Here is a 21,785-nt window from a genome sequence, read left to right as displayed (position 1 = left end):
CAGCCATGGATGTCACTCCCCATTTCCCGATCTATCTCGACTACGGTGCCACGACGCCGGTCGACCCGCGCGTGGTCGACGCGATGATTCCCTGGTTGCGGGAGCATTTCGGCAATCCGGCGTCTCGCAGCCATGCCTGGGGCTGGGAAGCGGAAGAGGCGGTGGAGAAGGCGCGCACGGAGGTGGCCGACCTGATCGGCGCCGACCCGCGCGAGATCGTCTGGACCTCCGGCGCCACCGAGTCGAACAACCTGGCGCTCAAGGGCGCGGCCCAGTTCTACAAGGGCAAGGGCAAGCACCTGATCACGGTCAAGACCGAGCACAAGGCGGTGCTCGACACCATGCGCGAGCTCGAACGCCAGGGCTTCGAGGTGACTTACATGGACGTACAGGAGAACGGCCTGCTCGACCTGGAGGCCTTCAAGGCTGCGATCCGGCCCGACACCATCCTCGCCAGCGTGATGTTCGTGAACAACGAGATCGGCGTGATCCAGGACGTCGTGGCGCTCGGCAACATCTGCCGCGAGAAGGGCGTGGTCTTCCACGTCGATGCGGCGCAGGCCACCGGCAAGGTCGAGATCGACGTCAAGACGCTCCCGATCGACCTCATGAGCCTGGCCTCGCACAAGACCTACGGCCCCAAGGGTATCGGCGCCCTGTACGTGCGCCGCAAGCCGCGCGTGCGGCTGGAAGCCCAGATGCACGGCGGCGGCCACGAGCGCGGCATGCGCTCCGGCACCTTGCCCACGCACCAGATCGTCGGCATGGGCGAGGCCTTTCGCATCGCGAGGCTCGAGATGAAGCAGGACATCGCCAAGGCACGCGCCCTGCAGCAGCGCCTGCTCGAGGGCCTCAAGGATGTCGAACAGGTCTTCATCAACGGCGACCTCGAGCATCGCGTCCCGCACAACCTGAACATGAGCTTCAACTACGTCGAGGGCGAGTCGCTCATCATGGGCATCAAGGGCATCGCGGTGTCCAGCGGCTCGGCCTGCACCTCGGCCAGCTTGGAGCCCAGCTATGTACTGCGCGCGCTCGGCCGCAGCGACGAGCTCGCACACAGCAGCCTGCGCATGACCATCGGCCGCTTCACGACCGAGGAAGAGATCGACTACGCGGTCGCGACCATCAGGCACAACGTTGCCAAGCTCCGCGAACTGAGCCCCCTTTGGGAGATGTTCAAGGACGGCATCGACATCAGCACGATCCAATGGTCGGCGCATTGAACACAGACTGAGAGGTACCCCATGGCTTATTCATCCAAGGTCATCGACCACTATGAAAATCCCCGCAACGTCGGCTCCTTCGAGAAGGGCGACGACTCGGTGGGCACCGGCATGGTCGGCGCGCCGGCCTGCGGCGATGTCATGAAGCTGCAGATCAAGGTCAACCCGGAAACGGGCGTGATCGAGGACGCGCGCTTCAAGACCTACGGCTGCGGCTCGGCAATCGCTTCCTCCTCGCTGGTCACCGAGTGGGTCAAGGGCAAGACGCTCGACGAGGCGGCTGCGCTGAAGAATGCGCAGATCGCCGAGGAACTGGCGCTCCCCCCCGTCAAGATCCACTGCTCGATCCTTGCGGAAGACGCGATCAAGGCGGCCGTCAGCGATTACAAGGCCAAGCACGGCGCGGCCGTGGCCACGACGGAAGCCGCTCACTGATATGCCCCCACGCTCATCACTTCCTGTATCGCTGCCCCCCGAGGGGGCACTCAGTGCCCTTCGGGCGGCCGGGCGGGCCCTGACATGGCTGTGACCCTGACCGAAGCGGCCGCGCGCCACGTCACCCGCTACCTCGGCAAGCGAGGCAAGGGGGTGGGTGTGCGGCTGGGCGTCAAGACCACCGGCTGCTCGGGCCTGGCTTACAAGCTTGAGTACGTGGACGAGATGGCGCCCGAGGACGTGGTCTTCGAGGACCACGGTGTAAAGGTGCTGGTCGACCCGAAGAGCCTTGCCTACATCGACGGCACGCAGCTGGACTTCGTTCGCGAGGGGCTGAACGAGGGTTTCAAATTCAACAACCCGAACGAGCGGGACCGCTGCGGCTGCGGCGAAAGCTTCCGCATCTGACCTTTCACCGGCTTCCCGTCCAAGCCGCCACCACCCGGTCGTGGGCTGGCGGCTTTTTGACGCCATGAACCTGAACGACACCGATTTCGAGCTCTTCGCCGTGCCGGCGAGCTTTGCACAAGACCGCGTCGCACTCGATGCGCGCTGGAAGGAACTGCAGCGCGAAGCGCACCCCGACCGCTTTGCGGCCCAGGGCGCCGCGGCGCAGCGGGTGGCCATGCAGTGGTCGGTGCGCATCAACGAGGCGTACCAGCGGCTGAAGGACCCGATCAAGCGCGCGAGCTACCTGTGCGCACTGAACGGCCATCCCATCGACGCGGAGAAGAACACCGCGATGCCGTCCGATTTCCTGATGCAGCAGATGGAATGGCGGGAAGAGCTCGACGAAGCGCGGGATGCCGCCGCCTTCGGCAAGTTGCGCGCGGAGGTCGAGGCGGGGCGTGCCCGCGCGCTGTCTTCGCTCGAACGGCTGATCGACGAAAAGAGCGACTACGCCGGCGCCGCCAGGCAGGTGAGAGCCCTCATGTTCATCGAGCGCTTTGCCGAGGACATCGAGGCCAAATCCGAAGCGTTGGGACAATAGCGAGATGAATAGCCCCCACGCTCATCACTTCGTGTATTCGCTGCCCCCGGAGGGGGCGCAGGCCGCCCTTGGGGCGGCCCGGCGGGAGGCCTGATGGCATTGCTGCAGATTTCAGAACCCGGCCAGGCGCCCGACCCGCACCAGCGCCGCATCGCGGTCGGCATCGACCTCGGCACGACGCATTCGCTGGTGGCGGCTGTGCGCAACGGCGTGGCCGAGTGCCTGTCCGATGCCGAGGGCCGCGTCCTCCTGCCCTCTGCCGTGCGCTACCTCGACGCGGATCGCCGGCAGATCGGCTTCGACGCCCTGGGCGCACGTGCGGCCGATCCGTCCAACGTCATCACCTCCGTCAAGCGCTTGATGGGGCGCGGCGTGCAAGACGTCGCCAACCGCGAGGCCATGGCCTATCGCCTGACTGGCGATGCGGGCATGGTCCAGGTGCAGACCGCCGCCGGGGCCAAGTCGCCGGTCGAAGTGAGCGCCGAGATCCTCGCGACGCTGCGCTACCGCGCCGAGGACACCTTCGACGACGAGCTCTACGGTGCCGTGATCACGGTGCCCGCCTACTTCGACGAGGGCCAGCGCCAGGCGACCAAGGATGCGGCCCAGCTCGCTGGGCTCAACGTGCTGCGCCTGATCAGCGAACCGACGGCCGCCGCGATCGCCTATGGGCTGGACAACGCCAGCGAGGGCGTCTATGCGGTCTACGACCTCGGCGGCGGCACTTTCGACATCTCGATCCTGCGCCTGACGCAGGGGGTGTTCGAGGTCATCGCCACCGGCGGTGACTCCGCGCTGGGCGGGGACGACTACGACCATGCGCTGGCCGCCTTCGCGCTGGCGCAGACCGGCTTCGAGGCCCGCGGCGATGCGGACAAGGCCGCGCTGCTCGTCGCCGCACGCGCCACCAAGGAAGCCTTGTCGGCCGCGGACACGGCCAGTTTCGAGGCGGCCCTGGCCGGCGGATCGTTGCAATTGGACATCTCGCGCGCACAGTTCGAAGCCGCCACCGCAGCCCTGACCGCGCGCACCATCGCTGCGGTGCGCAAAGCCCTGCGCGACGCCCGACTTCAGCCGGCCGACCTGCAGGGCATCGTGCTGGTCGGCGGTGCGACCCGCATGCCGCAGATCCGGCACGCCGTGGCCGAGTTCTTCGGCCGCGACCCGCTGATCAACCTGAATCCCGATGAAGTCGTCGCGCTGGGCGCCGCGATCCAGGCGAACCAGCTGGCCGGCAATGGCGGCACGGGCGACCTGCTGCTGCTCGATGTGATCCCGCTTTCGCTCGGCATCGAGACCATGGGCGGCCTGGTCGAGCGCATCGTGCCGCGCAACCAGACCATTCCGACCGCGATGGCGCAGGACTTCACGACCTACCAGGACGGCCAGACCGCGCTGGCGCTGCACGTGGTTCAGGGCGAACGCGACCTGGTCGCCGATTGCCGCAGCCTCGCACGTTTCGAGCTGCGCGGCATCCCGCCGATGGCGGCCGGCGCGGCGCGCATCCGCGTCACGTTCACCGTCGACGCCGACGGCCTGCTCAGCGTGAGCGCCAGGGAGCAGGGCAGCGGCGTGGAGGCGAGCGTGACGGTCAAGCCCTCCTATGGCCTGTCCGACGACCAGATCGCGAAGATGCTGCAGGACAGCTTCTCCACCGCGCAGCAGGACATGCAGGCGCGCGCGCTGGTCGAGGCGCGTGTGGACGCCGACCGCATGCTGCTGGCCACCCGCAGCGCGCTCGATGCCGATGGCGACCTTCTCGACGCCGAAGAGCGCGAGGCCATCGAGGTGCTGATGCGTGCGCTGAGCGCTGCCCGACTGGCCGACGATGCCGCCGCCATCGAAGCCGCGACCAAGGCCCTGGCCGACGGCACCGAAGCCTTCGCCGCACAGCGCATGAACGCGGGCATTGCACGCGCGCTCGCCGGCCGGCAGATCGAATCCCTCTAGAAGCCCCAATGCCCACGATCAAGATCCTTCCCCACGCCGAGTACTGCCCCGAAGGCGCCGAGATCAGCGCGCCTGCCGGCACCTCGATCTGCGAGGCGATGCTCGAGAACCACATCGACATCGAGCATGCCTGCGAGATGAGCTGCGCCTGCACCACCTGCCACGTGATCGTGCGCAAGGGCATCGAATCGCTCAACGAGGCAGAGGAGGGCGAAGAAGACCTGCTCGACCGCGCCTGGGGCCTGGAGCCGCAATCGCGCCTCAGCTGCCAGGCGATACTCGCCCAGACCGACCTCACGGTCGAAATCCCCAAGTACTCCATCAATCACGCCAAAGAAAATCACTGATGACGCGCCAAATCGTTCTCGACACCGAAACCACGGGCCTTTCGGCCGAGAACGGCGACCGCATCATCGAGCTGGGATGCGTGGAGCTGTTCAGCCGCAAGCTCACCGGCAACGACCTGCACATCTATTTCAATCCGGAGCGTGAGAGCCACGAGGATGCGCTCAAGGTGCACGGGCTGACGAGCGACTTCCTGCGCGACAAGCCGAAGTTCGCCACGCTGGCGAAGGACATCGTCGAGTACCTGCGCGACGCCGAGCTGATCATCCACAACGCGGCCTTCGACGTCGGCTTCCTCAACAAGGAGCTCGAGCTCGCCGGCCTGCCCCCGCTGCGCAGTTTCGTGGGCGATGTCACCGATACCCTGGCGCTCGCGAAAACGGTGTACCCGGGCAAGCGAAATTCGCTCGATGCACTGTGCGATCGCTTCGGCGTCGATCGTTCCAACCGCACTTTCCACGGCGCCAAGCTGGACGCGCAGCTGCTGGCCGATGTCTACATCAACCTGACGCGCGGCCAGGACGCGCTGCTGATCGACATCGCGGCCAACGAGCCGGCACAGGGGAGCGCAGTGGTGGCGGTCGATTTGCGCAGCTTCGTCCTGCCCGTGCTGACCGCGGCCGACTACGAACTCGCCGCTCACGAAGAGCTGCTGCTGCAGCTCGACAAGGCCAGCAACGGCCGGACGATTTTTCGGCAGGTGGCCGAAAATGCTGTGGCATAATCGCAGGCTTCGCGCCAAGCGGCGCTGAAAGATTCCAACCGATGCGATGCGCAAATCGCCGTCGTCGTGTCGGGAGGGGCGGTTAGCTCAGGGGTAGAGCACAGCATTCACACTGCTGGGGTCGGAGGTTCGAAACCTCCACCGCCCACCAACTTCCTTTTTCCTTCCTGCTGGCGTTGTCGGCCCGTGCCGACGCAAACTGCGGTCTTGCGCCGGTTGTTGCACGCTCCCGATCTTGTAGAACGGCGCTGAAAGGAGAAAACGGTCATGGCCACCAGCCCCGATCTTCCGACGCCCATCACCTCCGACCCGCCCGACGTGCCGGAGCTGCCGGTGGAGCCCGACGAAGGCCCCTCCGCGCCGCCAGAACCGACCGATCCGGAGAAGCCCTTCTCGTCCCAGCCGAAGTAGGCGCGCGAGCCCGCTAAGCTCGCGGCATGGACGAATTCGATTGCGCTGTCATCGGCGCCGGTGTGGTCGGCCTGGCCGTCGCCCGGGCGCTTGCGCTCGCGGGACGCGAGGTCATCGTGCTGGAGGCCGAGGGCGCCATCGGTACCGGCACCAGCTCTCGCAACAGCGAGGTGATTCATGCCGGCATCTACTACCCCGAGGGCTCACTGAAGGCTCGCCTGTGCGTCGATGGCAAGCAGCTGCTCTACGAGTATCTCGAGCAACGCGGCCTCCCACATCGCCGCTGCGGAAAATTGATCGTGGCCACGACGCCGGCGCAGGTGCCGGAGCTCGATGTGATCGCCGCCAAGGCCCGGGCAAACGGCGTGCACGATCTGGTCCTGCTCACGCGCGAGCAGGCAAGGGCGATGGAACCCCAACTGGAGTGCGTGGCTGCCCTGCATTCGCCGAGCACCGGCATCGTCGACAGCCATGGGCTGATGCTGAGCCTGCAAGGCGACCTGGAAGGCGCAGGCGGCATGCTGGCGCTGAAGTCGCCGGTGGCGCGTGCGCAGTGCATGGACGCAGCCATCGTTCTCATCGCCGAGGACGGCACTGCACTGCGATGTCGCAGCGTCGTCAACGCCGCGGGCCTGGGCGCACCAGCGCTCGCTCGACGCTTCGAGGGCTTGCCAGCGAGCGCGGTCCCCACGGCTCATTTCGCCAAGGGCAACTACTTCACGCTGGCAGGCCGTGCGCCTTTCAGCCGGCTGATCTATCCGGTGCCCGAAGCCGCCGGACTGGGCGTGCATCTGACGCTCGACCTCGGCGGCCAAGCCAAGTTCGGTCCCGACGTCCAGTGGGTCGATTCGCCCGACGATCTGGTGGTCGATCCGCGGCGCGGCGAATCCTTCTACGCCGAGGTGCGCAAGTACTGGCCTGCACTGCCCGATAACGCACTCGTTCCGGGCTATGCCGGCATCCGGCCGAAGATCTCCGGCCCGGGAGAGACGGCCCGCGATTTCCTGATCGAAGGGCCCGCGGCGCACGGCGTCGCGGGGCTGGTCAACCTGTTCGGCATCGAGTCGCCCGGGCTCACCAGCAGCCTCGCCATCGGCCATCATGTGGCGGCTTTGCTGCCTTAGGCCCATTCGGCCATGTACCATGGGATGCCACGCCGCACTCCGGCGTGAAGTCGCCGGCGCGGTGCCGGTGGGAATCCCGGAGGGAAGATTTCAATGACTGCATCCTCATCAAACCTCGAAGCGGCGGCCAATGCCGTTGCGGAAGATATCGCCAGCGACGTCCGCGGCGTCCTTGCCAGCAAGGAACTCGACACCTTGCCTCACATCAAGGCCTTGCGCCAGCGCATCGACAGCAAGCTGGCGATCGCGCGCGAACTCGCCGCCGAGAAGAGCAAGCTCGCGGCCAAGAAGGCGCGCGAGGCGGCGAGCACGGCCAACGCCTACGCCCATGACGAGCCATGGCAGATCGCCGGTGCTGCCCTGGCGGTGGGCGTTCTGGTGGGTCTGCTGCTTGGCCGCCGCTGAGCGCGAGCGGTCCGACGCGTGCCGGAGACGGCACGCATGAAAAGGCTGCTGTCCCTGCTCGGGCTGGATGCGCGCCTGCGCCGGCTGCGCATCGCGGCCGGCGAGGGTGCCCTGGCGGCCGAGGACCGCGTCCAACTGCTGAAGCTGGCCTGGGAAGAGGAGCGGCAGCGGCTGCGGCTGGTGCTGGCCCTGGTGGTCGCGGTGATCGGGCTCACCACCGTCACCGTGGCGCTGCTGTCCGTCGCGGTCGTCGTGCACTTCTGGGAGACGCCCAGCCGCGTTACAGCGGCCTGGTCGGTGGCCGTCGCGTGGGTCGTGCTCTGGATGGTCTCGGTGGCGGCCCTCATCAGCACGCTGCGGGGCGCTTCGGACGCCTTCGAGCCGGCTCGCCGCGAGTTCGAGCGCGACTGGGAATGGGTACAGGCTCGCTTCGATCTGGGTGACGAGGACGAGGGCTCCTCGCGCGAGCCCCGGCCACGCAGCCGCGAGGAACTGCTGGCACGCATCGCGCGTCAGCGTGAGCGCATCGCGACCCTCCAGGCCGCGCCATCGAAGGCCGCGGGGCCGGCGCCTGCCGACGAGACCGCCAGTGCCGCCGCGCTGCGGATTGCACGCGAGCATCCGGTGGCGACCGGCGCTGTGGCGGCTGCTGCCGTCGCTGTGATCGGTCCGCGCCGCGTGCTGCGCTGGGCGGCGGTGATCGTTCCGGTGCTGTGGCGAATGCGCTGAGCGGCGCGCCTGCTGCTCAGCGTCCGTGCCGAAGCAGCGCTTGCGCGGCTTCGCGCACCAGCGCCGGTCCCTTGTAGATGAGCCCGGTGTAGATCTGCACCAGGTCGGCCCCGGCATCGACCTTGGCCTCTGCGTCGGCCCCGCTCAGCACGCCGCCGACCCCGATGATCGGGAAGTCGGCGCCGAGGGCCGCTCGCAGCTGGGCGATCACCCGGTTGCTCGCCTCCCGCACCGGCGTGCCCGAGAGGCCGCCGGTTTCGTTCGCGTGGGGCAGGCCTGCGACAGCGTCGCGTGCCAGCGTCGTGTTGGTGGCGATCACGCCGTCCATGCCGTGTCGGCGCAGCGTGGCGGCAATCACCTGGACCTGCGCTTCTTCCAGATCCGGCGCGATCTTCACGAACAGCGGCACCCGCTTGCCATGGCGCTGTGCAAGGGCCTCGCGCTTGTCCGCCACCGCGCCGAGCAGCGCGTCCAGCGCCTCGTCGCTCTGCAGCGAACGCAGGTTCGCGGTGTTGGGGCTGGAGATGTTGATCGTCACATAGTCGGCGTGTGCATACACGCCATCCAGGCACACGAGGTAATCGTCGACGGCCCGCTCGATCGGCGTTGCGGCGTTCTTGCCGATGTTGAGGCCCAGCAGCATCGGCGCCTTGCCGGCATCGCGCCTGAAGCGCGCGCGCTGCACGTTGGCCAGGAAAGCCTCCAACCCTTCGTTGTTGAAGCCCAGCCGATTGATGAGTGCGTTGCGCTGCGGCAGCCTGAACATGCGCGGCTTGGGATTGCCCGGCTGCGCCTTGGGCGTCACCGTGCCGACCTCGACGAAGCCGAAGCCCATGGCGGCAAAGGCGTCGATGCAGCGGGCGTTCTTGTCCAGCCCGGCGGCGAGCCCGATCCGGTTCGGAAAGCGCAGGCCCGCCAGCGTCAGCCGGTCGTCGACCCGGGGCGCGGCGTACGCGCACGCCAGCGGCGTGTTCTGTGTGCGCGCCAGCGCGTCGAGCGTCAGCTCGTGGGCATGCTCGGGGTCGAAGCCGAAGAGGAACGGTCGGGCCAGCGTGTAAAGCGAGGAGGGCAGCAGCAGGGACATTGGATAATTGCGGGCTTCGTCATAAGGATTGTCCCCGATGAATTCCCCCCCTTCCGTTCCGACGCTGTCCCAGGATGAGCAGAAGGCGCAGGTCGGCCGCGCCGCGCTCGCTTATGTCGCTAAGGGAGACATCGTCGGCGTCGGTACCGGCTCGACCGTCAACAAGTTCATCGATGCCCTGGCCACCATCAAGGACGACATCAAGGGCGCCGTGTCGAGCTCGGTGGCCTCGACCGAGCGCCTGCGGGCCCTTGGCATTCCGGTCTTCGACAGCAACGAAGTGGAGGAACTCGCCGTCTACATCGACGGCGCCGACGAGATCGATGGCCGCGGCTACATGATCAAGGGCGGCGGCGCGGCGCTGACGCGCGAGAAGATCGTCGCGGCGCAGTCCCGGCGCTTCATCTGCATCGCCGACGCCTCCAAGCGCGTGAACACCCTCGGGGGCTTCCCGCTGCCGGTGGAGGTGATCCCGATGGCAGCGCAGCGCGTGATCCGGCAGTTCGCCCGCCTCGGCGGCATGGCCCAGGTACGCGAGAAGGACGGCGTGGCCCTGGTCACCGACAACGGCCAGCACATCATCGACGTGACCGGCTTGCGCATCACCGACCCGCTGGGCTTCGAGTCGGAAGTGAACCAATGGCCCGGCGTGGTGACCGTCGGCGTCTTCGCCCACCAGCGTGCCAATCTTTGCCTGTTGGGCACGCCCTCGGGCGTTCAGACGCTGCGCTTCGACTGAGCGCAGCGGCCGCGCCGGTCGAGGAACTTCAGTACTTCAGAACGTGATGCCCGCGGGGTTGCTCGGTGTCGGCCCACTGGCCGCGGGCGGGGCAGGTGCGGGCGCGGGTGCGGGTGCGGCCACGGGCCTGGCAGGCGCCGCGGGCGCCGCCTGGATCGCGACCAGCGGCTGCGCCGGCGGATTGCGATAGCCCGCCGGCAACTGGGCGCTCTTGGGGTAGCCGGCCGCGTCCAGGTACTGCGACCATTCCGCGTCCGAGAAACCCTTGAGTTGCTGCGAGCCGATGGACAGCAGCGGCAGCGAGCTCTGGCCGCTGAGGCGCTGCAGCGCCTCGATGTCCTCGTTGCTCTTGATGGTGCGCTCCTCGAAAGGAATGCCCCGCGTCACCAGCAGCGAACGGCCGGCACCGCAAGGGCCGCACTCGTCGCCGGTGTAGATCGTGACGGGGTAGCGCTGCGCTACCTGCCGCAATTCGTAGGGGAGGGCGGGACCGGCACCGCCTGCAGCGCCGCCGCGCGGCGCCGCCGCCTGGGCACCCGCCGCCGGCGGCTGATCGGAGAAGGTCACCTTGCCGTTCTTGTCGACATGGCGATAGATCGGCTGCGCCAGGGCGGCTCCGGCGGCGAGCAGCAACAAGAGGGCAGGGCCCGAGAAACGCGAGTGAATCTTCATCGATGGCTTTCGTGATCCGATGCCGCGAAGTATCTCAGGCCCGACGGGCAGAAGGCCAGGTCAGGCCGGCTGCGCTTCGGTCATTCCCTGGTGGCGCAGCAGGGCGTCGAGCTGCGGCTCGCGGCCGCGGAAGGCCTTGAAGGATTCCATCGCGCTGCGGCTGCCGCCGGCCTCGAGGATGGCCTGGCGGTAGCGGCGGCCGGTCTCGATGCTGGGCTCGCCATTGGCGCCGACGGTTTCCTCGAAGGCCGCGTAGGCATCTGCGCTCAGCACCTCGGCCCATTTGTAGCTGTAGTAGCCGGCCGCGTAGCCGCCAGAGAAGATGTGGCTGAAGGTGTTGGGCGTGCGGCTGAAGGGCGGTGCGGGCATCACCGCGACTTCGGCGCGCACCTTGTCGAGCAGCGCCATCACGTCGCCGGGCTTGGCGGTGGCGGCGTCGTAGTCGGTGTGCAGCAGCATGTCGAAGAGCGAGAACTCGATCTGGCGCAGCGTCTGCAGCCCGCTCTGGAAGTTCTTGGCCGCGATCATCTTGTCGAAGAGCGCGCGCGGCAGCGGCTCGCCGGTGTCGACGTGTGCCGTCATGTGCGCGAGCACCTCCCATTCCCAGCAGAAGTTCTCCATGAACTGGCTGGGCAGTTCGACGGCATCCCATTCGACGCCGCTGATGCCGGAGACGTCGCGCTCGTTCACCTGGGTGAGCATGTGGTGCAGCCCGTGGCCGAACTCGTGGAACAGCGTGGTCACGTCGTCATGCGTGAGCAGCGGCGGCTTGCCGTCCACGCCCTCTGCGAAGTTGCAGACGAGCTGCGCGACCGGCGTTTGCAGCGTCCCGTTGTCGGGCCGCAGCCAGCGGGCCCGCACGTCGTCCATCCAGGCGCCGCCGCGCTTGGCCGCGCGGGCCGACGGGTCGAGGTAGAACTGGCCGACCTTCTGGCGCCCTTCGGGGGTTTGACGCTCGATGCGGTAGAACTCGACGCTGGGGTGCCACACCGGCGCGCTGTCGCGGCGGATCGACACCTCGAACAGCGTCTCGACGATCTTGAACAGGCCCGCCATCACCTTCGGCGCGGTGAAGTACTGCTTGACCTCCTGCTCGCTGAAGGCGTAGCGGGCTTCCTTGAGCTTCTCGCCGATGTAGCTCCAGTCCCAGGGCTGGGGATCGCCGATGGACAACTGCTGCGAGGCGAAGGCGCGCAGGTCGGCCAGGTCGCGCTCACCGAAGGGGCGGGCCTTGGCGGCGAGGTCGCGCAGGAAGCGGATGACCTCGCCGGCCGACTCGGCCATCTTGGGAACGATCGAGAGCTCGCCGAAGTTGGGATAGCCCAGGAGCTTCGCTTCTTCCTGGCGCAGCGCGAGGATCTCGCGGATGAGCTCGGTGTTGTCGAGTGCCGGGTCGCCGAACTCGCTGGCGCGCGTGACGTAGGCGCGGTAGAGCTTCTCGCGCAGCGCGCTGCTCTTCGCGAACTGCATGACCGGCAGGTAGGAGGGCATCTTCAGCGTCAGCTTGAAGCCTTGCTTGCCCTCGGCCTCGGCTGCCGCGCGCGCGGCGCTGATCACGTCATCGGGCAGGCCTTCGAGCTCGCCGAACTGCGCGTAGTAGGCGAAGGCGTCGGTGGCGTCGAGCGCGTTCTCGCTGAACTTCTGGCTCAGCTCGGCCTGGCGCTCCTGGATCTCCGCGAAGCGCTTCTTGGCCTCGCCCTGCAGCTCGGCGCCGCCGAGCACGAAATTGCGCACGGCATAGCGATGCGCCTGCCGCTGCTCGGAGTTCAGCGTTGCGGGATCGATGGCCTTGTACTTGGCGTAGAGGCGTTCATCGGAGCCCAGGCGCGTCCAGAAGGCCGTGACGCGCGGCATGGCCTCGTTGTAGGCCGCACGAAGCTCGGGCGTATCGGCCACGGCGTTGAGATGGCCCACCGCTCCCCACGCGCGGCTGAAGCGCTCCGAGGCGACGTCCAGCACCTTGGCGATCGCGTTCCAGTCGGCAGGAAACTCGGGCGCCGTGACCGTCTGAAGGGCCGCCTCGGCATCGGCCAGCAGCACGTCGACCGCAGGGGCGACATGCTCGGGCCTGATCTGATCGAACAGCGGGAGGTCGTTGAAGTCGAGGAGCGGATTGGTCATGGTCTGAGGCAGTTGGCGATCGGGTCGGAGGAGTTCAAGAGCGCTCGGCCGCTTCCAGCGTATTGACGAGCAGCATCGCGCGGGTCATGGGGCCGACGCCGCCGGGGACCGGCGTGATCCAGCCCGCCACCTCGCGCACGGCCTCGAAGTCGACGTCGCCGCAGAGCTTGCCCTCGTCGTTGCGGTTCATGCCCACGTCGATGATCACCGCGCCGGGTTTGACCATGTCGGCGGTGAGCACATTGCGCTTGCCGACCGCGGCAACGACCACGTCGGCCTGGCGCGTGAAGGCGGCGAGATCCTGCGTGGCGCTGTGGCAGATGGTCACGGTGGCGCTCTTGGCCAGCAGCATCATGGCCATCGGCTTGCCCACGATGTTGCTGCGGCCGATGACCACCGCATGCTTGCCGCGCAGCTCGTAGCCGATGGACTCCAGCATCTTCATGCAGCCGTAGGGCGTGCAGGGCCAGAAGCCGGGTTGGCCGGTCAGCAGCGCGCCGGCGCTGGCGACATGGAAGCCGTCGACGTCCTTGGCGGGGGAGATCGACTCGATGACACGGGCCGCGTCGATGTGCCTGGGCAGCGGCAACTGCACCAGGATGCCGTGGATGGCCGGGTCCTTGTTGAGCGCGTCGATGCGTGCCAGCAATTCGGCCTCGGACAGCGTGGCCGGGTGGCGCTCCAGCACGGAATGCAGGCCGGCCTCCTCGCTGTCCTTGACCTTGTGCCGCACGTACACCTGGCTGGCCGGGTCTTCGCCCACCAGGAGGACGGCGAGACCCGGTGTGATGCCGCGCGTCTTGAGCGCCTGGACCCGGCGCGAGACATCGGCCCGGGTGCGCGCCGCGAGTGCATTGCCGTCGATCAGTTGAGCTGTCATCGTTTTCGATTTTCCAAGTAAAAACGCCCGCTTGCGCAGGCGTCGGATTTGATTGTGGCTATGGCCGCGATGGCCGTCAGGCTTTGGCGGGGGCAGCCTGCCCGAGTGCGATCTTGAGCAGGTCGGCCACCGTGTTGGCGTTGAGCTTTTCCATGATGTTGGCGCGGTGCGCCTCCACCGTCTTGATGCTGATGCCGAGGTCGTCGGCAATCTGCTTGTTGAGCCGGCCGGCAACGATGCGCTCGAGCACCTGAGCCTCGCGGCCGGTCAGCTTGGACAGCAGCGCATCGCGGCTGGCCGATTGCTGGTGCTGCGCAAAGGCGCCGCGCGCGTGTTCGAGCATGCGCTCGACCAGGGCCACCAGCGCTTCGTCGTTGAAGGGCTTCTGGATGAAGTCCATGGCGCCCTTCTTCATGCTGTCGACCGCCATGGGGACGTCGCCGTGCCCGGTGATGACGACGATGGGGAGCGGCGAGCGGCGCTCGATCAGGCGGTCTTGCAACTCGATGCCCGACATGCCGCCCATGCGGATGTCGACGATCAGGCAGGCGACTTCGCGCGGGTCGTAGCGCGAGAGAAAGGACTCGGCCGAATCGAAGCAGCGGACCCGGTAGTCCTTGCCTTCCAGCAGCCATTGCAACGAATCGCGGACTGCTTCGTCGTCGTCGACGACATAGACCGTGCCCTTCTTCGGAATCAAACTCATGCGGGTACTTTCGCCTCGTTGCTTGCTACGGAATCAATAGCGTCGAACACCGGAATCCAGAAGGAAAAACGGCATCCGACCACGTCCGGGCCATTGTAGATGTTCTCCGCCCGCATGCGGCCGCGGTGCGACTCGACGATGGTGCGGCAGAGGTTGAGCCCGATGCCCATGCCCTCGGGCTTCGTCGAGAAGAAGGCTTCGTAGAGCCGGTCCATGACCTCCGGCGCCAGGCCCATGCCGGTGTCCTGCACCGAGAACTCGATGGCGTTCTGGCCGTCGATGACCTTGGGCAGCACGCGCAGCTCGACGCTGCGGCGCGCCAGCGGCCGGTCGGCCAGGTCGATGGACTCGGCCGCGTTCTTCAGCAGGTTGACCATCACCTGCTCGATGAGGATCGGATCGACCCGCACCACCGGCAGCCGCGCCGCCACGTAGTGGTTGAGCCGCACGTTGCGGCGCCTGAGCTCGATGCCCGCGAGCTCGACCGCTTCGCTCACCATGGTCGAGACCTCGGCCGGCGTGCGGTTGGGCTCGCTGCGCTTCACGAAGGAGCGGATGCGCTGGATGATCTGGCCCGCCCGCTGCGCCTGCTTGGAGGTCTTGTCCAGGGCCGCGAGCAGGGCGTCCGAATCGATCTGCTGGCCGCGGATGCGCGACATCATCCCGTTGCAGTAGTTGGTGATCGCGGTCAGCGGTTGGTTCAGCTCGTGCGCCACGCTGGAGGCCATCTCGCCCATGGTGATGAGCCGGCTGGCGGCCTGGGCGCGGTCGGCCTGCGCGGCCGACAGGTCCTCGGCCATGCGGCGCGGCGTGATGTCGGTCGCGATCACCAGCTGCGCCAGGCGCCCGTCGACCCAGGTCAGGTAGCGCGAGCGCACTTCCAGCCACTTGCCCAACTCGGGCACGAAGATCTCGTTGTTGGCCGGCTGCGCCGCGGTCAGCTGGTCGATCGGCAGGCCGGCGAAGGGGTCGACGTCGTCCAGCGCATCGTCGTGCGCATGCGAGGCCGGCACGCCGGCCTGCGCCACCATGCCCAGGTGGCCCACCGTGTCGGAGCCGAACCAGAGCCGGTACAGCTTGTTGGCGAAGAGCAGTTCCTCGCTGCCGAGCGGCGCGACCGACACCGAGGCATCGAGCGCTTCCAGCACGGTGGTGAAGCGCTCGTAGGAGGCCGAGAGCTGCTCGCGGATGCGGGTCGGCTCGGTGATGTCGGTCATCGAGGTCATCCAGCCGGTCTGGTGGCCGCGCGCGTCGATCAGCGGCGAGACGTAGAGGCGGGCGTTGAACACGCTGCCGTTCTTGCGCTTGACCCGCACCTGGAAGCCGCCCGGCAGGGCGCGGCCGTGCAGTTCTTCTTCAAGCCGCTCGTTCATGATCTCGCGGTCGGATTCCAGCCAGTAGGGAAAGGGCGGCGTCTGCCCGACCAGCTCGCTCTCGTCCCAGCCGGTCATGGCGCAGAAGGCGGCATTGACGTAGGTGATGCGGCCTTCGAGGTCGAGCACGCGCATGCCGGTGAGCATGGAGTTCTCCATCGCGCGCCGGAAGTTGGTCTCGGCCACCAGCGCCTGCTGGGCCTGCAACCGCCGCCGCGTGTGGCGCCAGGTGCCGATCAGCATCCAGCTCGTGAGCACGCTGAGCGCGCCGACCAGCCAGAACAGCCCGTTGCCGACCACGCCCTGCGAGGTGCGGTAGGCCTGCGCACGCAGCACCAGTGCATTGCCCACCGGCGACACCGGGACTTCGTACTCGTTGGTCTGCTCGCTCCAGGGCAGCAGGCGGGTCTCGGCCTCGCGCGGGCTGGCGACCGTGTTGCCGGCGATCAGGCCCCCCTTGGCGTCGAGCAGCGACACCGCATAGCGCGCCGACACTTCCGAGGGCATGCCGTAGCGCAGGATGCCGTCGATCGAGAACTCGCCCAGCACCTCGCCGGCAAACAGGCCCTGGTCGAAGAAGGGAACGTGCAGCTGCAGCATCGCCGTCGGATCGCCCCCTGCCACCGGCTGCGAGAACACCGGCTGGCGCAGCTCGCGCGCCAGCGCGTAGTTGCTTTCGATGTCGCCCGGCCGCAGCACGTCGCCGACCGCGTGCTGCTGGGACGGGTGCACGCTGGGGGCGGCGTAGCCGGCCTTGAAGCGGCGCCGGTCGTCGATCCAGCTGATGGCCTGCAGTTCGGGGAACTGGCTCACCAGCGACTCCGCCCGGCTCGAGAACTCGGTCGCGTCGATCTCGCGGTTGGAGGCGTCGCGCGCCAGGCGCATCAGCTGCTCCTGGCGCTCCAGCAAGCGCAGGCGCACGCGTTGCTGGGCGTACTCGACATCGCGCCTCACCGATTCCTGCTCGCGCTCCACCTCCTCCGCGCGCAGATACCAGAAGGCGGCGACGATGGCAGCCAGGAACAGCAGCACCGCCGCCAGCGGAGCCAGCATCGCCACCGCGTCCTGCAGCATCGGCGTTTGCCGGCGCCACCAGCGCCGCCACCAGGAAAGCGGCGACGCGCTGACGGCGCTGCGCGCCGCCGCGATCGGGGAGGAGAAGGGCATCGCGCGAGTGTAGGGGAAGGCCTTTCACGGACATGTGAGCGGAGGCAGTGACATGACTGCGAAAGAGGCGATGAGGTTCATTTCTTCACTTGTGAAATCGAATGGATTTCATATTAAGAAATCGTCACGCACTATTTGAAATTACGAAAATTCTGTGAGAAACTCCGCGCGCTGCCGGTTCCGGCACTAAATTACCCAGCCACACCCCCCTCAAAAAGGAGACAAGCATGTCGGCAATTCCCGAGAACCGGTTCGGTTCCGCTGCGAACGACACGGACGCCCAAGAAACCCGAGAGTGGATGGACGCCCTGTCCGCCGTGATCCAGAGCGAGGGAGCCGACCGCGCTCACTTCCTGCTCGAACAGCTGCTGGAGCACGCGCGCCAGAACAGCATCGACAAGCCCTTCTCGGCCAACACCGCCTACGTCAACACCATCGAGCCGGACCAGGAAGAGCGCTGCCCCGGCAACCTCGAAATCGAAGAGCGCCTGCGGGCCTACATGCGCTGGAACGCCATGGCCATGGTGGTGAAGGCCAACCGCCACCACCCGCCCGAGGGGGGTGACCTGGGCGGCCACATCGGCTCCTTCGCCTCGCTGGCCAACATGTTCGGCGCCGGCTTCAACCACTTCTGGCATGCCGAGAGCGAGAACCACGGCGGCGACTGCCTCTACATCCAGGGCCACGTCTCGCCCGGCATCTATGCGCGTGCCTACCTCGAAGGCCGCCTGAGCGAGGAGCAGCTGCTCAACTTCCGCCAGGAGGTCGACGGCAAGGGCCTGTCGAGCTATCCGCATCCGAAGCTGATGCCCGCGTTCTGGCAGTTCCCCACCGTCTCGATGGGCCTGGGCCCGCTCATGGCGATCTACCAGGCGCGCTTCCTCAAGTACCTGCATGCGCGCGGCATCGCCGACACCGCCAATCGCAAGGTGTGGGTCTTCTGCGGCGACGGCGAAATGGACGAAGTCGAGTCGCTGGGCGCGATCGGCCTGGCGGCGCGCGAGCGTCTGGACAACCTGGTCTTCGTCATCAACTGCAACCTGCAGCGACTCGACGGCCCGGTGCGGGGCAACGGCAAGATCATCCAGGAGCTGGAAGGCGAGTTCCGCGGCTCGGGCTGGAACGTGATCAAGCTGCTGTGGGGCAGCAGCTGGGATCCGCTGCTGGCGCGCGACAAGGACGGCGCGCTGCGCAAGATCATGATGGAGACGAACGACGGCGACTACCAGTCGTTCAAGGCCAACGACGGCGCCTATGTGCGCAAGCACTTCTTCGGCCGCGATCCGCGCACGCTGGAGCTGGTCTCCAAGATGAGCGACGAGGACATCTGGGCCCTGCGCCGCGGCGGCCACGATTCGCAGAAGGTGTATGCGGCCTTCGCCGCGGCCGTCAAGCACACGGGCCAGCCGACGGTGCTCCTGATCAAGACCGTCAAGGGCTTCGGCATGGGCAAGATCGGCGAAGGCAAGAACACGGTCCACCAGACCAAGAAGCTCGGCGAAGAAGACATCAAGGCCTTCCGCGACCGCTTCAACATCCCGATCCCCGACGGCCAGCTCGCCGACCTGCCTTTCTACAAGCCGGCCGACGACACGCCGGAAATGAAGTACCTGCACGAGCGCCGCAAGGCGCTGGGCGGCTACCTGCCGTCGCGCCGCGCCAAGGCCGAGGAGAGCTTCACCGTGCCGGCGCTGGACACCTTCAAGGCGGTGCTCGAGCCCACCGCCGAGGGCCGCGAGATCTCCACCACCCAGGCCTACGTGCGCTTCCTCACGCAGCTGCTGCGCGACAAGGCGCTGGGCCCGCGCGTGGTGCCGATCCTGGTCGACGAGGCGCGCACCTTCGGCATGGAAGGCTTGTTCCGCCAGGTCGGCATCTACAACCCCGATGGGCAGCAGTACACCCCGGTCGACAAGGACCAGGTCATGTACTACAAGGAAGACAAGGCCGGCCAGATCCTGCAGGAAGGCATCAACGAGGCGGGCGGCATGGCGAGCTGGATCGCCGCGGCCACCTCGTACAGCACCAACAACCGCATCATGGTGCCCTTCTATGTGTACTACTCGATGTTCGGCTTCCAGCGCATCGGCGACCTGGCCTGGGCCGCCGGCGACATGCAGGCGCGCGGCTTCCTGCTGGGCGGCACTTCCGGGCGCACCACGCTCAACGGCGAGGGCCTGCAGCACGAGGACGGCCACAGCCACATCCTCGCCAACACCATCCCGAACTGCGTGAGCTACGACCCGACCTTCGCGCACGAAGTCGGCGTGATCCTGCACCACGGCCTCAAGCGCATGGTCGAGAAGCAGGACAACGTCTACTACTACCTGACGCTGCTCAACGAGAACTACGCGATGCCCGGCCTGCAGCCCGGCACCGAGGAGCAGATCATCAAGGGCATGTACCTGTGCAAGCAGGCGCCGGCGATCAAGGCTGCCAAGGGCAAGGAGGCGCCGGCCGTGCAGCTGCTGGGCAGCGGCACCATCCTGCGCGAGAGCTTCGCCGCGCAGGAACTGCTCGAGCAGGATTGGGGCGTCGCCGCCTCGGTGTGGAGCTGCCCGAGCTTCAACGAGTTGACGCGCGACGGCCAGGACGCCGACCGCTGGAACCTGCTGCACCCCACGGAGGCGCCGCGCGTGCCCTTCGTGGCCGAGCAGCTGTCCAAGACGACCGGCCCGGTGGTCGCGTCGACCGACTACATGAAGGCCTACGCCGAGCAGATCCGCCCCTTCATCCCGAAGGACCGCAGCTACCGCGTGCTGGGCACCGACGGCTTCGGCCGCAGCGACTTCCGCAGCAAGCTTCGCGAGCACTTCGAAGTCAACCGCCACTACATCGTGGTCGCTGCGCTGAAGGCGCTGGCCGACGACGGCGCGATGCCGGCCGCGAAGGTGGCGGAAGCGATCAAGAAGTACGGCATCAACGTCGACAAGGTCAACCCGCTCTACGCGTAACCAACAAGCAACAACCAACAATCAACTGCGCCTCTAGGGCGGGAGAGACGACATGGCTACAGTGGAAGTGAAGGTGCCGGACATCGGCGATTTCGACGAAGTTGCGGTGATCGAAGTGCTGGTGAAGGTCGGCGACGCGGTGAAGCCCGAGCAATCGCTGATCACGGTGGAGTCGGACAAGGCCTCGATGGAAATTCCGTCGAGCGCGGCCGGCGTGGTGAAGGAACTCAAGGTCGGCGTCGGCAGCAAGGTCAAGGAAGGCTCGGTCGTGCTGGTGCTGGAAGGCGAGGGCGCAGCTGCTGCCCCGGCTCCGGCCTCTGCGCCGGCTGCCGCGGCACCGGCGCCTGCCGCCAGTACCGTTCGGGCTGAGCCTGTCGAAGCCCCTGCACAGGCCGGCCCTTCGACAGGCTCAGGGCGAACGGGCGCGGTCGGACCGGTCGAGGTCAAGGTGCCCGACATCGGCGACTTCAAGGACGTCGCCGTCATCGAAGTCCTGGTGAAACCGGGTGACACGATCAAGGAAGAGCAGTCGCTCATCACGGTCGAGTCGGACAAGGCCTCGATGGAGATCCCGTCCTCGGCGGCCGGCGTGCTCAAGGAGCTCAAGGTCAAGGTCGGCGACAAGGTCAACATCGGTGATCTGGTCGCGGTTCTCGAAGGTTCCGGGGGCGGCGCCGCGGCTGCAGCGCCTGCACCTGCAGCGGCACCGGCAGCGGCCCCGGCGAGCGCGCCGGCTGCAGCACCTTCCGCGGCGCAGGCCTCGGCGCCCGCGCCGGCCGCTGCACCCGCGCACGACCCGACCGTCGCGCCCTCGGGCAAGCTCCCCCATGCCTCGCCCTCGGTGCGCAAGTTCGCCCGCGAACTCGGCGTGCCGCTCGAGGAGGTCAAAGGCACCGGCCTCAAGGGCCGCATCACGCAGGAGGACGTGCAGAGCTTCACCCGTGCGGTGATGAGCGGCGCGGCCAGCACGAAAGCCGGCGCCGCCAAGGCGCCCGCGGGCGGCGGCGGCGAAGCGCTGGGCTTGCTGCCCTGGCCCAAGGTCGACTTCACCAAGTTCGGCCCGGTCGAGCGCAAGGACCTGTCGCGCATCAAGAAGATCAGCGGCGCCAACCTGCATCGCAACTGGGTGATGATCCCGCACGTCACCAACAACGACGAGGCGGACATCACCGAGCTCGAGGCCTTCCGCGTCTCCACCAACAAGGAGAACGAGAAGTCCGGCGTCAAGGTGACCATGCTGGCCTTCGTGATCAAGGCCGTGGTCTCGGCGCTGAAGAAGTTCCCCGAGTTCAACACCAGCATGGACGGCGACCAGCTCGTCTACAAGCAGTACTACCACGTCGGCTTCGCCGCCGACACGCCCAACGGCCTGGTGGTGCCGGTGCTGCGCGACGCCGACAAGAAGGGCGTGCTGCAGATCAGCCAGGAGATGGGCGAGCTCGCGAAAAAGGCGCGCGACGGCAAGCTCGGCACGGCCGACATGACGGGCGGCTGCTTTTCGATCAGCTCGCTGGGCGGCATCGGCGGCACGCATTTCACGCCGATCATCAACGCGCCGGAGGTCGCGATCCTCGGCCTCTCGAAGAGCGCGATGAAGCCGGTATGGGACGGCAAGCAGTTCGTGCCGCGGCTGACCCTGCCGCTGTCGCTGTCCTACGACCACCGCGTGATCGACGGCGCCGCCGCCGCGCGTTTCAACGCCTACCTCGGTCAGGTCCTCGCGGACTTCCGCCGTGTCCTTCTCTGAGG

At 67.4% G+C, this 21,785-nt stretch carries 20 protein-coding genes and 1 tRNA gene; 15 read left to right on the top strand and 6 right to left on the bottom strand.

Annotation, left to right across the window (positions count from 1 at the left end):
- Positions 1-5 precede the first annotated feature (5 nt).
- The 12 genes from AC3A6Y_RS19520 to AC3A6Y_RS19465 all read left to right on the top strand — a co-directional run bounded on the left by AC3A6Y_RS19520 (position 6) and on the right by AC3A6Y_RS19465 (position 8,340).
- Complete coding sequence (locus tag AC3A6Y_RS19520; RefSeq protein WP_487869855.1) at positions 6-1,226, top strand: IscS subfamily cysteine desulfurase; 1,221 nt, start codon at positions 6-8, stop codon at positions 1,224-1,226.
- 21 nt (positions 1,227-1,247) lie between these two features.
- Positions 1,248-1,661: a Fe-S cluster assembly scaffold IscU gene (gene iscU, locus AC3A6Y_RS19515; protein ID WP_487869854.1), complete on the top strand. Its 414-nt coding sequence runs from the start codon at positions 1,248-1,250 to the stop codon at positions 1,659-1,661.
- Between the two features lie 84 nt (positions 1,662-1,745).
- The gene (gene iscA, locus AC3A6Y_RS19510) at positions 1,746-2,069 is read left to right on the top strand and encodes an iron-sulfur cluster assembly protein IscA (RefSeq protein WP_086923481.1); all 324 of its coding nucleotides are present in this window, start codon (positions 1,746-1,748) and stop codon (positions 2,067-2,069) included.
- 64 nt (positions 2,070-2,133) lie between these two features.
- Positions 2,134-2,652: a Fe-S protein assembly co-chaperone HscB gene (hscB, locus tag AC3A6Y_RS19505; RefSeq protein WP_487869853.1), complete on the top strand. Its 519-nt coding sequence runs from the start codon at positions 2,134-2,136 to the stop codon at positions 2,650-2,652.
- A 93-nt stretch (positions 2,653-2,745) separates the two neighbouring features.
- A complete protein-coding gene (gene hscA / locus AC3A6Y_RS19500) occupies positions 2,746-4,602 on the top strand; it encodes a Fe-S protein assembly chaperone HscA (RefSeq protein WP_487869852.1) in 1,857 nt (618 codons plus the stop codon).
- A gap of 8 nt (positions 4,603-4,610) precedes the next feature.
- The gene (gene fdx / locus AC3A6Y_RS19495) at positions 4,611-4,949 is read left to right on the top strand and encodes an ISC system 2Fe-2S type ferredoxin (RefSeq protein ID WP_106557790.1); all 339 of its coding nucleotides are present in this window, start codon (positions 4,611-4,613) and stop codon (positions 4,947-4,949) included.
- Complete coding sequence (dnaQ, locus tag AC3A6Y_RS19490; RefSeq protein WP_487869851.1) at positions 4,949-5,671, top strand: DNA polymerase III subunit epsilon; 723 nt, start codon at positions 4,949-4,951, stop codon at positions 5,669-5,671. Before fdx ends, dnaQ begins: the two co-directional genes overlap by 1 nt.
- A gap of 76 nt (positions 5,672-5,747) precedes the next feature.
- A tRNA-Val gene (locus AC3A6Y_RS19485) sits at positions 5,748-5,822 on the top strand.
- 116 nt (positions 5,823-5,938) lie between these two features.
- Positions 5,939-6,082, top strand: a complete 144-nt coding sequence (locus AC3A6Y_RS19480; RefSeq protein WP_106557788.1) for a stereocilin — start codon at positions 5,939-5,941, stop codon at positions 6,080-6,082.
- Between the two features lie 26 nt (positions 6,083-6,108).
- Complete coding sequence (locus AC3A6Y_RS19475) at positions 6,109-7,206, top strand: NAD(P)/FAD-dependent oxidoreductase (RefSeq protein ID WP_487869850.1); 1,098 nt, start codon at positions 6,109-6,111, stop codon at positions 7,204-7,206.
- A 93-nt stretch (positions 7,207-7,299) separates the two neighbouring features.
- The gene (locus AC3A6Y_RS19470) at positions 7,300-7,611 is read left to right on the top strand and encodes a glycine zipper domain-containing protein (protein ID WP_487869849.1); all 312 of its coding nucleotides are present in this window, start codon (positions 7,300-7,302) and stop codon (positions 7,609-7,611) included.
- Between the two features lie 36 nt (positions 7,612-7,647).
- Positions 7,648-8,340 (top strand): phage holin family protein, encoded by a 693-nt coding sequence (locus tag AC3A6Y_RS19465; protein ID WP_487869848.1) that lies wholly within the window; start codon positions 7,648-7,650, stop codon positions 8,338-8,340.
- Positions 8,341-8,356: 16 nt separating this feature from the next.
- Here AC3A6Y_RS19465 and AC3A6Y_RS19460 read toward each other — a convergent pair whose 3' ends face one another.
- Positions 8,357-9,424 carry a quinone-dependent dihydroorotate dehydrogenase gene (locus tag AC3A6Y_RS19460; RefSeq protein ID WP_487869847.1) on the bottom strand — a complete coding sequence of 356 codons (1,068 nt, stop codon included), beginning with the start codon at positions 9,422-9,424 and terminating at the stop codon, positions 8,357-8,359.
- A 37-nt stretch (positions 9,425-9,461) separates the two neighbouring features.
- Here AC3A6Y_RS19460 and rpiA point away from each other — a divergent pair, with 37 nt between their 5' ends.
- On the top strand, positions 9,462-10,163 hold the full coding sequence (gene rpiA / locus AC3A6Y_RS19455) for a ribose-5-phosphate isomerase RpiA (RefSeq protein ID WP_487869846.1): 702 nt from the start codon (positions 9,462-9,464) through the stop codon (positions 10,161-10,163).
- Between the two features lie 36 nt (positions 10,164-10,199).
- Here rpiA and AC3A6Y_RS19450 read toward each other — a convergent pair whose 3' ends face one another.
- The 5 genes from AC3A6Y_RS19450 to AC3A6Y_RS19430 all read right to left on the bottom strand — a co-directional run bounded on the left by AC3A6Y_RS19450 (position 10,200) and on the right by AC3A6Y_RS19430 (position 17,082).
- Positions 10,200-10,835: a glutaredoxin family protein gene (locus tag AC3A6Y_RS19450; protein ID WP_487869845.1), complete on the bottom strand. Its 636-nt coding sequence runs from the start codon at positions 10,833-10,835 to the stop codon at positions 10,200-10,202.
- Between the two features lie 60 nt (positions 10,836-10,895).
- Complete coding sequence (locus AC3A6Y_RS19445) at positions 10,896-12,956, bottom strand: M3 family metallopeptidase (RefSeq protein WP_487869844.1); 2,061 nt, start codon at positions 12,954-12,956, stop codon at positions 10,896-10,898.
- Between the two features lie 34 nt (positions 12,957-12,990).
- Positions 12,991-13,836, bottom strand: a complete 846-nt coding sequence (folD, locus tag AC3A6Y_RS19440) for a bifunctional methylenetetrahydrofolate dehydrogenase/methenyltetrahydrofolate cyclohydrolase FolD (protein WP_487869843.1) — start codon at positions 13,834-13,836, stop codon at positions 12,991-12,993.
- Between the two features lie 76 nt (positions 13,837-13,912).
- Positions 13,913-14,542: a response regulator transcription factor gene (locus tag AC3A6Y_RS19435; protein ID WP_028253580.1), complete on the bottom strand. Its 630-nt coding sequence runs from the start codon at positions 14,540-14,542 to the stop codon at positions 13,913-13,915.
- Complete coding sequence (locus AC3A6Y_RS19430; RefSeq protein WP_487869842.1) at positions 14,539-17,082, bottom strand: PAS domain-containing sensor histidine kinase; 2,544 nt, start codon at positions 17,080-17,082, stop codon at positions 14,539-14,541. Before AC3A6Y_RS19430 ends, AC3A6Y_RS19435 begins: the two co-directional genes overlap by 4 nt.
- A 227-nt stretch (positions 17,083-17,309) precedes the next feature.
- On the opposite strand from AC3A6Y_RS19430, the gene aceE reads away from it, so the two are divergent.
- Both aceE and aceF read left to right on the top strand, forming a co-directional pair.
- The gene (gene aceE, locus AC3A6Y_RS19425) at positions 17,310-20,036 is read left to right on the top strand and encodes a pyruvate dehydrogenase (acetyl-transferring), homodimeric type (protein WP_487869841.1); all 2,727 of its coding nucleotides are present in this window, start codon (positions 17,310-17,312) and stop codon (positions 20,034-20,036) included.
- Positions 20,037-20,088: 52 nt separating this feature from the next.
- A complete protein-coding gene (aceF, locus tag AC3A6Y_RS19420; protein WP_487869840.1) occupies positions 20,089-21,783 on the top strand; it encodes a dihydrolipoyllysine-residue acetyltransferase in 1,695 nt (564 codons plus the stop codon).
- Positions 21,784-21,785 lie beyond the last annotated feature (2 nt).

It is taken from the genome of Variovorax sp. Soil_C_17 (genome assembly GCF_057657265.1).
The sequence above is the reverse complement of the archived record's forward strand: the minus strand, read 5'-3'. Positions and strand labels throughout refer to the sequence as shown.